Here is a 13,514-nt window from a genome sequence, read left to right on the forward strand (position 1 = left end):
GTAAACAGGTTTGCAACTGACACACCGCCATCGCGGGCAAGCGCGCTCCTACAGAAACGTCACATCAAGCTGCCTGCTGAAACTGCTGCCGATACTGGTTCGGCGACAGTTCGGTGTGCTGGCGAAACAGCCGCGCAAAGAAGCTTGCGTCGTCGTAGCCCACTTCATAGCTGATGGTCTTGATACTTTTGCGGCTTCCTGACAGCAATCCCTTTGCAGTCTCGATGCGCAGGCGTTGCAGGTAATGCAGCGGTTTATCGCCAGTCGCGGTCTGGAAGCGGCGCATGAAGTTGCGGATGCTCATGCCGTGTTCGCGAGCTACGTCTTCGAAGCGAAACTTGTCAGCGAAATGCTCTTCGAGCCAGTGCTGGATTTGCAGGATGATGACGTCCTGATGCAGCTTTTGGCCGCCGAAGCCCATGCGGCCCGGGGTATAGCTGCGCTGCACTTCGTACAGTATGTCCCGGGCGACGGTTTGCGCCACGTTTGAACCGCAGAAGCGTTCGATCAGGTAAATGTACAGATCGCACGCCGAAACGGTGCCGCCCGCGCAATACAAATTGTCGGCGTCTGTCAGGTGTTTCTCTTGATTGAGCAGCACTTTTGGAAAGCGCTCGGCGAAGTCATTGAAGAATCGCCAGTACGTGGTGGCCTCCTTGCCATCAAGCAAGCCCGCTTGCGCAAGCCAAAACACGCCGCTTGCCTCTCCGCACAGCACAGCGCCCCTGGCATGCTGTTCACGCAGCCACGGCAAGACCTGTGGATAACGTTCGCAAAGCGTGTCGAAATGGTCAGAGAAGGCGGGCAAAACGATGATGTCGCTGTTTTCGAGGGCGCTATCGACCGGCAGAACAATCTCGCTGAAGCTGCGCACAGACTGTCCATCCGGGCTGACCAGGCGCGTCTCGAACGCGGATTTCAAACCCTGGCCCAGCTGTTTTCCGTAACGCAGGCTGGCGAGGTGGAAGAAGTCTTTGGCCTGCGTCAATGTCGAGGCAAACACGCCATCAATCGCAAGAATGCTAACGCGCCGCAAGGGCACGGTGTGTTGAATAGACATGATCTGTTGTTCTTATATGGGAAAGTGGTCAAGCAACGGCGTGATCGTCTTATTTTTTGGCTAATGTGTCCAGTGTCGTCGTGCATCGCCTGAGCATAGGCTCTGAGGGCCATCCTCCCGCAGCCAAGGTGTCCCCATGCTTCCAAGAACACTGTTCAGCGCCGAGCACGAACTCTTCCGAGACAGCGTGCGCAAATTCCTCGAACAGCACGCCGCGCCGTTTCACGCACAGTGGGAAAAGCAGGGGCACATTGATCGCACGCTATGGAATCGTGCGGGTGAGCAGGGCATGTTGTGCTCGCATTTGCCGGAAGAGTACGGCGGCATGGCGGCCGACTTTCTCTATACCACCGTAGTGATCGAGGAAATCTACCGGCTGGGCTTGACCGGCATCGGATTTTCACTGCACTCGGACATCGTGGCGCCCTACATCCTGCATTACGGTAGCGAAGCGCTGAAGCGCAAATATCTGCCGAAAATGGTTTCGGGAGAGTTGGTGACGGCAATCGCCATGACCGAGCCGGGCGCAGGTTCGGACCTGCAGGGCGTCAAGACCACCGCCGTGCTGGACGGTGACGAGTACGTGATCAACGGCTCGAAGACTTTCATAACTAACGGCTACCTGGCGGACCTGGTGATCGTCGTGGCCAAGACCGATCCAAAGGCGGGCGCGAAGGGCACGAGCCTGTTTCTGGTGGAGTCTGGCGCGCCAGGGTTCGAGAAGGGCAAGCGACTGGAGAAAGTCGGTATGAAGGCTCAGGACACCTCAGAGCTCTTCTTCCAGGACGTTCGCGTGCCAAGGGAAAACCTGTTGGGGCAGGCCGGGATGGGGTTCGCCTATCTCATGCAAGAGTTGCCCCAAGAGCGTCTGACCGTTGCAATCGGTGCCATTTCGTCTGCAGAGGCGGCGGTGCAGTGGACGCTGGGATACACCCGCGAACGCAAGGCGTTTGGCAAGGCCATCGCCGACTTTCAGAACACCCGCTTCAAACTCGCGGAAATGGCTACGGAAGTGCAGATCGGAAGGGTGTTCATCGACCGCTGCCTGGAATTGCACCTGGAAGGCAAGCTAGACGTGCCCACCGCTGCGATGGCCAAATATTGGGCGACCGATTTGCAATGCAAGGTGCTAGATGAATGCGTGCAACTGCACGGTGGCTACGGATTCATGTGGGAATACCCGATTGCGCGGGCATGGGCGGATGCCAGGGTGCAACGCATTTATGCGGGGACTAACGAGATTATGAAGGAGATCATTGCGCGGCCTTTGTAGTCGCCAGATCCGTTGTAGGAGCGCGCTTGCCCGCGATTGCGGTGGGTCAGCAATGCATTTAATACCTGACACACTGCAATCGCGGGCAAGCGCGCTCCTACAGATCTTGCGGTTAAGGCGCAGGGTTCGGCTGGGCTTTGTGGATCGCATCGATCCCGGCCAATACCTCTTCGGTCAGCTCCAGTTCGAAGCTTTCGATGTTGCTGTCCAGTTGCTCCAGAGTCGTGGCACCGATGATGTTGCTGGTCACGAACGAACGGCTGGTGACGAACGCCAGTGCCATCTGCGCCGGGTCCAGACCATGCTCACGGGCCAGCGCCACGTAACTTGCGCAGGCCGCTTCCGATTCCGGGTTGAAGTAGCGAGTGAAGCGACTGTAAAGGCTCAGCCGACCCTTCGGCGGACGAGCACCGTCAGCGTACTTGCCAGACAGCATGCCGAACGCCAGTGGCGAATAGGCGAGCAAACCGCATTGCTCGCGGATGGCGATTTCCGCCAGACCTACCTCAAAGCTGCGATTGAGCAGGTTGTACGGGTTCTGGATCGACACCGGACGGGTCAGCTCCTGAGCTTCAGAGGCCTGTAGAAACTTCATGGTGCCCCATGGCGTTTCGTTCGACAGCCCGACGTGACGAATCTTGCCAGCCTTCACTTGCTCGTCCAGCACCTGCAGCACTTCCAGCAAGGGGGTGAATACTTCGTCCTTGTGGGAGTAACCGAGTTTGCCGAAGAAGTTGGTGCTGCGCTCTGGCCAATGCAGCTGATAGAGATCGAGGTAGTCGGTCTGCAAGCGTTTCAGGCTCGCATCCACTGCCGCAACGATGTGCTCGCGATTGAATTTGAGCTGGCCGTCACGGATGTAATCGATGCCGTTTCCAGGGCCTGCGATCTTGCTGGCGAGTATCCAGTCTTTGCGGTCGCCATTTTTCTTGAACCAGTTGCCGATAATTTTCTCGGTGCTGGCGTAAGTTTCTTTTTGTGGCGGGACAGGGTACATCTCGGCGGTGTCGATGAAATTGATGCCCGCCGATTTGGCCCGTTCGATCTGGGCGAAGGCCTCGGACTCGCTGTTTTGCTCACCCCAGGTCATGGTGCCCAAGCAGATGGCGCTGACATTGAGATCGGTTCTGCCCAGTTGGCGATAATCCATTTGGCGCTCCTATTTAAAGAGAAACATAAAAGCAGGTTGAAATTTTTTTCGCAATCTGCATAATTCCGCAGCTCTTTGCAGCGGAAGTGATGCTCCCCTGCCCAAGACACCGCCGCAATTGGACGCGCTGACCCGAGCCCCCTATAGCGTCCGTGCCCGGCGGACTTTGACTTGTCAAAGACCGTACTATTCAGTAAGATCCGCCGTCTAATTTTTGCAGGCGGCCCCTGAGGCTATACAGAATGAAAACTTTTACCGCTAAACCGGAAACAGTAAAGCGCGACTGGTTCGTCGTCGACGCTGCTGGCCAGACCCTGGGTCGTTTGGCCACCGAAATCGCGAGCCGTCTGCGTGGCAAGCACAAGCCGGAATACACTCCGCACGTTGACACCGGCGACTACATCGTCGTTATCAACGCTGAGCAAATCCGCGTTACTGGTGCCAAGACCACCGACAAGATCTACTACTCTCACTCCGGTTTCCCGGGCGGGATCAAGTCGATCAACTTTGAAAAGCTGATCGCCAAAGCTCCTGAGCGCGTGATCGAGACCGCGGTCAAAGGCATGCTGCCTAAGAACCCGCTGGGTCGCGACATGTATCGTAAGCTGAAAGTCTATGCGGGCACTGCACACCCTCATACTGCTCAGCAGCCCCAAGAACTGAAGTTTTAACGGAATAGTTCATTATGTCGGCGACTCAAAATTACGGCACTGGCCGTCGCAAGACCGCAACCGCACGCGTTTTCCTGCGTCCAGGTACCGGTAACATCTCCATCAACAACCGTTCGTTGGATAACTTCTTCGGCCGCGAAACTGCCCGCATGGTAGTTCGTCAGCCGCTGGAGCTGACTGAGACTGTCGAGAAATTCGACATCTACGTCACTGTCATCGGCGGCGGTGTGAGTGGTCAAGCTGGCGCAATCCGCCACGGTATCACCCGCGCTCTGATGCAGTACGACGAGACTCTGCGTGGCGCACTGCGTAAAGCAGGCTTCGTAACTCGTGATGCGCGTGAAGTTGAACGTAAGAAAGTCGGTCTGCGTAAAGCGCGTAAGCGTCCGCAGTACTCGAAGCGTTAATTCGCTCTTCGTTCAAAAAAGAACGCCCAGATTCCTCACGGAACTGGGCGTTTTTTTGTGGGCGTCTATTATTGGGTGTGGCGACATGACTCATTCGCGGACGCCCCTGATTATAAGGCCTCCCGTTTTCGCCTCAGGGTAATTCCCTTGTCTGCAAAAGGGCTTTTAATTACCATCCGGCAGGATTTTTGACAGCTCGACAATAATTTAATGAGCGCCTGGACACACAGGCCTATAAAAAAAGCTGATGGGAGAGGACGGAATGAGCAATGACGGCGTGAATGCAGGCCGGCGTCGCTTCCTCGTGGCGGCCACATCCGTGGTTGGCGCAGCAGGAGCGGTGGGGGCTGCGGTCCCGTTCGTAGGGTCATGGTTTCCCAGCGCTAAGGCAAAAGCTGCTGGCGCTCCCGTAAAGGTCAACGTCAGCAAGATCGAGCCGGGCCAGCAAATGATTGCCGAGTGGCGCGGGCAGCCGGTGTTCATCGTTCGTCGTACCGAAGAAATTCTGACCAATCTAGGTAAGATCACCGGTCAGTTATCCGATCCCGAATCCAAAAATTCCGTTCAGCCCACCTACGTCGACCCTAAGGTCCGCTCGATCAAGCCCGAGCTTCTGCTGCTGATCGGCATATGCACGCACTTGGGTTGCTCGCCAACATTCCGTCCAGAGGTAGCCCCTGCTGACTTGGGCAAGGATTGGGTGGGTGGTTATTTCTGTCCGTGTCACGGCTCTCATTACGATCTGGCCGGCCGCGTTTACAAGTCGCAGCCCGCACCACTGAACCTGCCAGTTCCGCCGCATTCCTACGAGTCGGACTCAATCATCGTCATTGGTGTCGATCAGGAGAAAGCGTAATGAGCAAGTTCATGGACTGGATCGATGCGCGCTTCCCTGCGACCTCTATGTGGGAAGACCATCTGAGCAAGTACTACGCGCCCAAGAATTTCAACTTCTTCTATTTTTTCGGCTCCCTGGCGCTGCTGGTGTTGGTCAACCAGATCGTCACCGGGGTTTGGCTGACGATGAGTTATACACCGTCGGCGGAAGAGGCCTTCGCTTCTGTCGAATACATCATGCGTGACGTCGAGTACGGCTCGATCCTGAGGCTGCTGCACTCCACCGGCGCGTCGGCGTTTTTCATCGTGGTTTACATGCACATGTTCCGCGGCTTGTTGTACGGCTCGTATCAGAAACCCCGCGAGCTGGTGTGGATCTTCGGCATGCTGATCTATCTGGCGCTGATGGCCGAAGCGTTCATGGGCTATCTGTTGCCGTGGGGGCAAATGTCGTACTGGGGCGCGCAGGTGATTATCTCGCTGTTCGGCGCGATCCCGGTCATCGGGAACGACCTGACGCAATGGATTCGCGGCGATTACCTGATTTCCGGCATCACCCTGAACCGCTTCTTCGCGCTGCACGTGGTGGCGCTGCCGATCGTGATCCTCGGGCTGGTAGTGCTGCATGTGCTGGCGCTTCACGAAGTGGGTTCCAACAACCCGGACGGTATCGACATCAAGAAGCACAAGGATGAAAACGGCGTCCCTCTCGACGGTATCGCTTTTCATCCGTACTACACCGTGAAGGATATCGTCGGTGTGGTGGTGTTCCTGTTTATCTTCTGTTCGATCGTGTTTTTCTTCCCGGAGATGGGTGGGTACTTCCTCGAGAAACCGAATTTTGAGCAGGCCAACGCCTTCAAGACTCCTGAGCACATTGCGCCGGTCTGGTACTTCACGCCGTTCTACGCGATTTTGCGGGCCATCCCCGACAAGCTTATGGGCGTTATAGCGATGGGGGCGGCGATCGCGGTGCTGTTCGTCTTGCCCTGGCTGGACCGAAGTCCGGTCAGATCCATGCGCTACAAAGGCTGGTTGAGCCGAATATGGCTGGTGGTGTTTTGCGTGTCGTTTGTCATTCTCGGGATTCTCGGCGTGCTGCCGCCCAGTCCCGGTCGCGCCTTGCTGTCCCAGGTCTGCACGTTCCTGTACTTCGCCTATTTCATCCTGATGCCGTTTTACACGCGTCTGGAGAAGACAAAACCCGTTCCAGAAAGGGTGACTGGCTGATGAAAAAGCTATTTGCGGTGTTGCTGTTTGCTGCCATCCCCCTCTTTGCCCTGGCTGCGGAGCACGGCGGGCCAGAACTTGAAAGTGTCGATATCGATCTGGCAGACAAGCCGGCCTTGCAGGACGGTGCGCGCACGTTCGCCAACTATTGCATGGGCTGCCACAGCGCCAAGTTCCAGCGTTATGAGCGGGTGGCCGATGACCTCGGCATCCCCCACGAATTGATGCTTGAGAAGCTGGTATTTACGGGCGCCAAGATCGGCGATCACATGAGCATCGGCATGCAGCCTGCGGACGCCAAGACGTGGTTCGGGGCTGCGCCGCCGGATCTGACCCTGGTGGCCAGGGTTCGTGGCACGGATTGGCTCTATGGCTATCTGCGTTCGTTCTACGAGGACCCGGCGCGGCCATGGGGTGTGAACAACCGGGTTTTCCCTAACGTCGGCATGCCTAACGTGCTGGTCGGGCTTCAGGGGCGTCAGGTCATCGGTTGTAAGCAGGTTCAGTTGGTCGAGGACGGTAAAAAGCAGTACGACCCGTTGACCGGTTCGCCGCTTACCCATGAGTCCTGTGATGAGCTGACCATCGTGCCCAAGACAGGCAGCCTGACGCAGGAGCAGTTCGACGAGAAAATCAAGAATCTCGTGACCTTCCTGGCGTACTCGGCCAACCCGGTCAAGTTGCAGCACCAGCGCATAGGTACCTACGTTTTGCTGTATCTGGCTGTGCTTTTCGTTTTCGCCTATCTGCTCAAGCGCGAATACTGGAAGGATGTTCACTGATTAATTTGTCGCCTTGTGACACATGAAACGCGCTCTGGGGAGCCGCTTTCGAGGCATGCACACAGAGCGGGTATAGTGGCGGGCAAAAGATTGCAGAATTTACATTGAGTAAATGAGCTATCTTGTCGCCCGCGACGAACACTCGCTCACTGTGGATGTTGCCGAAAGCGCTTTCAGAGCGCGTTCGTTTTTTCTGCTTTTCGAAAATTAAACAAGCGAGGAGGACCGCCATGGGCGTGACCAACCGGTTGGCCTGTTACTCCGACCCCGCCGACCACTATTCCCACCGCGTGCGCATTGTGCTCGCAGAGAAAGGTGTCAGCGCCGAGATCATTGATGTCGTAGAGGGGCGTCATCCGCCCAAGTTGATCGAGGTGAATCCGTACGGCAGCGTACCAACCCTGGTCGACCGCGACCTGGCGTTGTACGAGTCGACGGTGGTGATGGAATACCTGGATGAGCGTTACCCGCATCCGCCGCTGTTGCCGGTTTACCCGGTGGCGCGCGCCAACAGCCGCCTGCTGATCCATCGGATCCAGCGCGACTGGTGTGCATTGGTGGATAGCATTCTGGACCCGCGCAGCAAAGAAGCTGTTCGTGTTCAGGCGCGCAAGGAATTGCGCGAAAGCCTGACCGGCGTCTCTGCTCTGTTCGCGGAAAAAGCTTTTTTTCTGAGCGACGAGCAAAGCCTGGTCGACTGCTGTCTATTGCCCATACTCTGGCGTCTTCCGATTCTGGGTATTGAATTGCCGCGGCCAGCCAAGCCGTTGCTTGATTATATGGAGCGCCAGTTTGCGCGTGAGGCATTTCAGGCAAGTCTGTCTGGTGTCGAACGTGACATGCGCTAAGGCCTAAGGAGCCGTTTGATGAACTCCAGTCGCCCCTATCTGATTCGCGCTCTTTACGAGTGGATCGTGGATAACGATTGCACACCTCACATTCTGGTGAATGCTGAATACCCGGCCGTGCAAGTGCCTCAGGGCTTTGCCAACGACGGGCAGATCGTGTTGAACATTTCGCCCAGTGCGGTTCGACACTTGCACATGGACAACGATGCGGTGAGTTTCGAAGGCCGCTTTGGCGGTGTGCCGCACACGTTGTACGTGCCTATAGCTGCGATCATGGGCATTTACGCCCGTGAGAATGGCCAGGGCATGGTGTTTGACCTGGAGCCTGCGGTGGATGACGACGAGGACTTCGAGTCCGAAGACGACACCACGCCGCCGGACGACGAGCCACCGCGCCCTACCGGCCGGCCGAGCTTGAAAGTGGTCAAGTAACCGATCATGCAGCAATGAAAAAGGCGATCCTTTCGGATCGCCTTTTTTTTCGCCTTCAGTTGTAGGAGCGCGCTTGCCCGCGATTGCAGTGGGTCAGCAACGTATTTTTAGGAGACACACTGCCATCGCGGGCAAGCGCGCTCCTACAAAGTCATCAGATCCTAGTGAAGCGTATCAGTCGATGTACTCAAACAGTTTCACGATTTTCTGCACGCCGCTGACGCCTTGCACCAGGTTGGTGGCGCGGGTTGCTTCCTGTTGGGTGAGCAGGCCCAGCAGATAAACGATACCGTTCTCGGTCACGACCTTGATGCGTGATCCAGGAATGGCGCTGTCGGTCAGCATCTCTGTCTTGATCTTGCTGGTCAGCCAGGCGTCGCTGCTACGTGCGAGCATGGAGGAAGGCGCAATCACCTGCAGTTCATTGTTGACCTTCTTGACCTTCTGAACAGCTGCCGCTGTTTGCTCGGCCAATTGCTTGAGATCAGCGCGAGGCGTTTGACCGGCGAGCAGCACAATGCCGTTGAAGCTGGTAACAACGATATGCGAGTTGTCATCCAGATCCGGGCTGGCCTTGGCGATGTTCACCGAGACCTTGGTTTCGATCAGCGAGTCATCGATCTTGCTGCCGAAGGTGCGCGTGCCACGATCGTCATCGATTGGCTTTTCCCGGCTGGCGTTGATCACCGAGCTGCATCCGCTGATGCCCAGGCACAGCGTCAGGGCCAATAGGCTAAGACGTTTAGAGATCATTCTTCACTCCCGAACAGTTGGCTGTCGATCAAGTCGCATAAGCAATGGATCGCCAGCAGGTGGACTTCTTGAATGCGTGCAGTGACTTTTGCCGGAACGCGGATTTCCACGTCTTCTGGCAACAGCAGCGACGCCATGTCGCCGCCGTCGCGACCTGTCAGGGCCACGACGATCATTTCCCGGTCATGGGCGGCCTGAATGGCCTGCACGATATTGGCGGAATTGCCGCTGGTGGAAATCGCCAGCAGCACGTCGCCGGGCTGGCCCAGCGCGCGAATTTGTTTGGAGAAGATTTCGTTGTAGCTGTAGTCGTTGGCAATCGAGGTGATTGTCGAGGTATCAGTCGTCAGCGCGATAGCGGGCAGACTCGGTCGTTCGCGCTCAAAACGATTGAGCAGTTCTGAGGAGAAGTGTTGCGCGTCGCCCGCTGAGCCGCCGTTACCGCACGAAAGCATTTTGCCTTCGTTGAGCAGTGCATTGACCATGACCTGACTGGCTTGCTCGATGTGCGGTGCAAGAACCTCCATCGCCTGTTGCTTGGTATCGATACTGGCCTGAAAGAGCTGGCGAATACGGGATTGCATGTCCATCTAGGTAAACCTTAATAAGGGCGGCCGGCCCAAAGTGTGCGGCCTGCAAAGCAAAGAGCGAATCTGATTCCGGGTATGTGTTCGCGCGTCAGGGCAGGCTTCGGATCTGGTGCATCGATCATGTATCGAACGCATTCTGCAGCCAATTCAATGCCGGTGCAGCGCCGGGGTCGCCATTGATGGCTACGACGTCGAACCGGCAGGGAGCATTGGCCCATTGCGCTTCTTTTTGCAGGAACGATTGAGCAGCCAGTATGAGCTTTTCCTGCTTGCGAAAATCAACGCTTTCCAGAGCTCCGCCCCATCCTGAGTGGCGACGATAGCGAACTTCGACGAATACTACTGTATCGCCGTCGAGCATGACCAGATCGAGCTCACCCCGTCTGCATGTCCAGTTCTGTGTAATCAGGCGTAAACCTTGCTCTTGCAGGTGCCGCAAGGCGAAGGCTTCAGCCTCTCGCCCTGCAGTTTGCCGCGTACCGCTTTGCATCAAGGCGCAGTGTCCGGCAGGCGCTGGATCTGACCGTTGACGAATTCGGCCCACGGCAGTTGACGTTCAATGCGTTGGCTTGGACCGATCGCCAGACTACCCGACAGCCCATCCAGGCGGCTGTCTGGCAGCGTCTTCAACTGACCCAGGCGCGGTGCCAGGCGGTACGCGTCGATGCCCATCGCATACAGGCGACCCAGGCTGCCGCCAGCTTGCGGCCACTGCGCGGTGACCTGCTGACGCAGGGGATCGGTTGCGTTCAGCAGCCAAGGAGTTTCGCAGAAGCGCACGCCGTTCAGATCGTTGTACTGCGCCTGATCACCGCTGTTGGTGAACAGGTGCGAAGTTGCGTACACCGGAACGTCACCTGCGTACTGGAACACCATTGTCGGCTTGATCTGCTGGGCCTGTTGAGGCGTCGCGGCCAAGAACATGAAATCGATGTCCTGACGACGCGTTGGTTGTGCAGCTACAGTTGCGCCGGTGGTGCTCTGCAGGCTCTTGGCGCGACTTTCGCTGTTGCGCAACTGGAACAACTCGGCAATCTGCTGCGCCAGTGCAACCGGCTGATCGATTCGTTCGGCACCCAGCAAGGTGCCGCCCTTGGCTTGCCAGCTTTGACGGAAAGCGTCGAGTACGCGATCGCCCCATTCGCCTTTAGGCACCATGGCCACTGCGCTGCGCTTGCCATCGGCCCATGCACGACGGGCCACTTCACGGGCTTCGTCTTCAGCGGACAAGCCGAACTGGAACAACTGCGGCGGACCTTCAACGTTGTTGTCGCTGTAGTTCAGCGCCAGGGTAGTGATTGGCAACTGCTCGCGACTGCTGAGCTGCTTGACCAGTGGTTTTTCCAGCGGTCCAACAACCAGTTGCACGCCAGCGGCCTTGGCCTGCTGGTAGAACGCGTCCATGGAGGTCACGCGAGAGCTGTCGAATACTTCAATCGCCGGAGGATTTTGACCGGCTTGCTGTGCCTGGTAGTGAGCAGCCATGAAGCCATCGCGTAGGGCGCGGGCTACAGATGCCAGCGCGCCGTCTTGCGGCAACAGCAGTGCAATCTTGGTCAGCGGCTCGCTTTTCAGTTCGCGCAGTTGGGCAAGGGTGGTCGGCAATTGAAGTGCCGCTGGGTGCTGCGGATTTTGTGCTTTCCAGGCGTCGATGGCTGCCTGCTGCTGTTCCAGCGTGCCAGCACCTTTAACGGCGCGGGCCAGGCTCAACCAGCCGCCCATGACATCCGTGGCGTTACTTTGTAGTTGCTCAGTAGGCAGCGCTGCAATCAATGCCCAGATCGCGTCATTGTTGGCGTTGGCGTCGGCACCTTTAAGCATCGGCGACATATAGACGCGTTCACTGGCCGCGGCGAGGGCCTGGCTGTCGGCCTCAAGCGCCCTGGCGCGAACGGTGTGCGCGCGTACCTGCAGGTCAACCGGCATTTCGTCCAGATGTTGCAGGCTTGGATGGCTGAGCGCAGTCAGGGCCGCTTTGGGCTGGCTGCGAATCATCGCCAGTTCGGCTGACAGGGTGCTCGCGTAAATCTGTTTGTCAGGCTTGAGCTGGTTCATTTTGACCTGTTCAAGAATGCTGGCGGCGCGGCCGGGATCATTCTGACGTGCAGCCTGGTCGGCGGCGGTCAGTCTAAGCAGCGCGGCTTGATCCGGTGACTTGGCAGCCGCCGCTTGTTCGAGCAACTGCTCGATGCTGGCGTCAGGTGTGCGTGGAAGTTCGCCAAGGCTGGAGGAGGGCGAGCTGGCGCAAGCCGCCAATAAGGCAGCCAGGCAGAGGGCAGTGAACAGCCGCAGGCAAGCGATCATGTGTATGTTCCTGATACTCGAGCAAATTAGCGTGGAAGTGTACCCAAGCACTGGCCGGGGCGCGACGTTAGTGGCGTCAAGGCCTCGATATTGGTCGTGCCGAAGCGCGATATCGTGACATGTCGCAGGTTGCTGCATCCTGACTGGACCGTATTCGGAGTTTGAATCGTGGCGTCCGTTCATTTTCACTCTCCCTGTACCCGTCACCCGCTTGAAGCGCTCTTACGCTGTACAATGCGGGCTTTTACTGAACATGAGGTGTGCGCTTTGACTGCTCCAGGTGCTTTGAATTCCACTGCCGGCTCGCTTTATGTGGTGGCAACGCCGATTGGCAACCTGGACGACATGAGTGTGCGCGCGTTGAAAGTGCTGCGTGAGGTAGCGCTCATTGCCGCCGAAGATACTCGCCACTCATTAAGGTTGATGCAGCATTTCGGCATCGCGACACCTTTGGCCGCTTGTCATGAGCATAATGAGCGCGAAGAAGGCAGCCGTTTCATCACCCGTTTGCTGGCAGGCGATAGCGTCGCGTTGATTTCCGATGCGGGTACGCCGCTGATTTCCGATCCTGGTTATCACCTCGTGCGTCAGGCGCGAGCGGCCGGGATTCAGGTCGTGCCGGTGCCTGGCGCCTGCGCGCTGATCGCCGCGTTATCTGCAGCCGGGCTGCCGTCAGACCGTTTTATCTTCGAGGGCTTTCTGCCTGCGAAGGTGGTGGGGCGCAAGGCGCGACTTGAACTGCTCAAAGAAGAGCCGCGCACGCTGATTTTCTACGAAGCCCCCCATCGTATCCTCGAATGCCTGCAGGACATGGAAGTTGTGTTAGGCGCTGATCGCCCCGCGGTGTTGGGGCGTGAGTTGACTAAAACTTTTGAAACGCTCAAAGGTCTGCCGTTAGGAGAGCTGCGCGCTTTTGTAGAAGGCGATAGCAATCAGCAGCGTGGAGAGTGCGTGGTTCTGGTGGCTGGCTGGAGTGAGCCTGAGGGTGAGGATGCAGTTGGCCCGGAAGCGCGTCGGGTACTCGATCTGCTGCTCCAGGATTTGCCGTTAAAGCGTGCCGCTGCATTGGCTGCGGAGATCACCGGGGTGCGCAAAAATCTGCTCTACCAAGTGGCGTTGGATAAGCAAAAGGGCGAGTGATCTGCCCAGGGCGGACCGTGACGTATTGGCGCATGAG

General features: G+C 57.4%; 15 protein-coding genes. 9 read left to right on the plus strand and 6 right to left on the minus strand.

Annotation, left to right across the window (positions count from 1 at the left end):
- Positions 1-64: 64 nt before the first annotated feature.
- The gene (locus ACWKV9_RS00585; RefSeq protein ID WP_483834155.1) at positions 65-1,060 is read right to left on the minus strand and encodes a GlxA family transcriptional regulator; all 996 of its coding nucleotides are present in this window, start codon (positions 1,058-1,060) and stop codon (positions 65-67) included.
- 136 nt (positions 1,061-1,196) lie between these two features.
- Here ACWKV9_RS00585 and ACWKV9_RS00590 point away from each other — a divergent pair, with 136 nt between their 5' ends.
- On the plus strand, positions 1,197-2,333 hold the full coding sequence (locus ACWKV9_RS00590) for an acyl-CoA dehydrogenase family protein (RefSeq protein ID WP_483834156.1): 1,137 nt from the start codon (positions 1,197-1,199) through the stop codon (positions 2,331-2,333).
- A gap of 112 nt (positions 2,334-2,445) precedes the next feature.
- Here ACWKV9_RS00590 and ACWKV9_RS00595 read toward each other — a convergent pair whose 3' ends face one another.
- Positions 2,446-3,483: an NADP(H)-dependent aldo-keto reductase gene (locus ACWKV9_RS00595; protein ID WP_483834157.1), complete on the minus strand. Its 1,038-nt coding sequence runs from the start codon at positions 3,481-3,483 to the stop codon at positions 2,446-2,448.
- 242 nt (positions 3,484-3,725) lie between these two features.
- On the opposite strand from ACWKV9_RS00595, the gene rplM reads away from it, so the two are divergent.
- The 7 genes from rplM to ACWKV9_RS00630 all read left to right on the plus strand — a co-directional run bounded on the left by rplM (position 3,726) and on the right by ACWKV9_RS00630 (position 8,690).
- Positions 3,726-4,154: a 50S ribosomal protein L13 gene (gene rplM / locus ACWKV9_RS00600; protein WP_025166857.1), complete on the plus strand. Its 429-nt coding sequence runs from the start codon at positions 3,726-3,728 to the stop codon at positions 4,152-4,154.
- A gap of 14 nt (positions 4,155-4,168) precedes the next feature.
- On the plus strand, positions 4,169-4,561 hold the full coding sequence (gene rpsI / locus ACWKV9_RS00605; protein ID WP_002555064.1) for a 30S ribosomal protein S9: 393 nt from the start codon (positions 4,169-4,171) through the stop codon (positions 4,559-4,561).
- A 262-nt stretch (positions 4,562-4,823) separates the two neighbouring features.
- Positions 4,824-5,417 carry a ubiquinol-cytochrome c reductase iron-sulfur subunit gene (petA, locus tag ACWKV9_RS00610; RefSeq protein ID WP_483834158.1) on the plus strand — a complete coding sequence of 198 codons (594 nt, stop codon included), beginning with the start codon at positions 4,824-4,826 and terminating at the stop codon, positions 5,415-5,417.
- On the plus strand, positions 5,417-6,628 hold the full coding sequence (locus ACWKV9_RS00615) for a cytochrome b (protein WP_483834159.1): 1,212 nt from the start codon (positions 5,417-5,419) through the stop codon (positions 6,626-6,628). The genes petA and ACWKV9_RS00615 overlap by 1 nt, the downstream gene beginning before the upstream one ends.
- Complete coding sequence (locus tag ACWKV9_RS00620) at positions 6,628-7,410, plus strand: cytochrome c1 (RefSeq protein ID WP_483834160.1); 783 nt, start codon at positions 6,628-6,630, stop codon at positions 7,408-7,410. Before ACWKV9_RS00615 ends, ACWKV9_RS00620 begins: the two co-directional genes overlap by 1 nt.
- 230 nt (positions 7,411-7,640) lie before the next feature.
- Positions 7,641-8,258 (plus strand): glutathione S-transferase N-terminal domain-containing protein, encoded by a 618-nt coding sequence (locus ACWKV9_RS00625; RefSeq protein WP_349800901.1) that lies wholly within the window; start codon positions 7,641-7,643, stop codon positions 8,256-8,258.
- Positions 8,259-8,276: 18 nt separating this feature from the next.
- Positions 8,277-8,690: a ClpXP protease specificity-enhancing factor gene (locus tag ACWKV9_RS00630; RefSeq protein WP_483834161.1), complete on the plus strand. Its 414-nt coding sequence runs from the start codon at positions 8,277-8,279 to the stop codon at positions 8,688-8,690.
- Between the two features lie 174 nt (positions 8,691-8,864).
- Here the strand turns inward: ACWKV9_RS00630 and ACWKV9_RS00635 are convergent, their stop codons facing one another.
- The 4 genes from ACWKV9_RS00635 to ACWKV9_RS00650 form a co-directional block, all read right to left on the minus strand.
- The gene (locus ACWKV9_RS00635) at positions 8,865-9,443 is read right to left on the minus strand and encodes a BON domain-containing protein (protein WP_483834162.1); all 579 of its coding nucleotides are present in this window, start codon (positions 9,441-9,443) and stop codon (positions 8,865-8,867) included.
- Positions 9,440-10,033 (minus strand): phosphoheptose isomerase, encoded by a 594-nt coding sequence (locus tag ACWKV9_RS00640; protein WP_349800904.1) that lies wholly within the window; start codon positions 10,031-10,033, stop codon positions 9,440-9,442. Before ACWKV9_RS00640 ends, ACWKV9_RS00635 begins: the two co-directional genes overlap by 4 nt.
- Positions 10,034-10,151: 118 nt before the next feature.
- Positions 10,152-10,523, minus strand: a complete 372-nt coding sequence (locus ACWKV9_RS00645; protein WP_483834163.1) for a YraN family protein — start codon at positions 10,521-10,523, stop codon at positions 10,152-10,154.
- The gene (locus tag ACWKV9_RS00650; RefSeq protein WP_483834164.1) at positions 10,523-12,337 is read right to left on the minus strand and encodes a penicillin-binding protein activator; all 1,815 of its coding nucleotides are present in this window, start codon (positions 12,335-12,337) and stop codon (positions 10,523-10,525) included. Before ACWKV9_RS00650 ends, ACWKV9_RS00645 begins: the two co-directional genes overlap by 1 nt.
- A 234-nt stretch (positions 12,338-12,571) precedes the next feature.
- Here ACWKV9_RS00650 and rsmI point away from each other — a divergent pair, with 234 nt between their 5' ends.
- Positions 12,572-13,477 carry a 16S rRNA (cytidine(1402)-2'-O)-methyltransferase gene (gene rsmI / locus ACWKV9_RS00655; RefSeq protein WP_483834165.1) on the plus strand — a complete coding sequence of 302 codons (906 nt, stop codon included), beginning with the start codon at positions 12,572-12,574 and terminating at the stop codon, positions 13,475-13,477.
- Positions 13,478-13,514: the final 37 nt, after the last annotated feature.

It is taken from the genome of Pseudomonas corni (genome assembly GCF_057128765.1).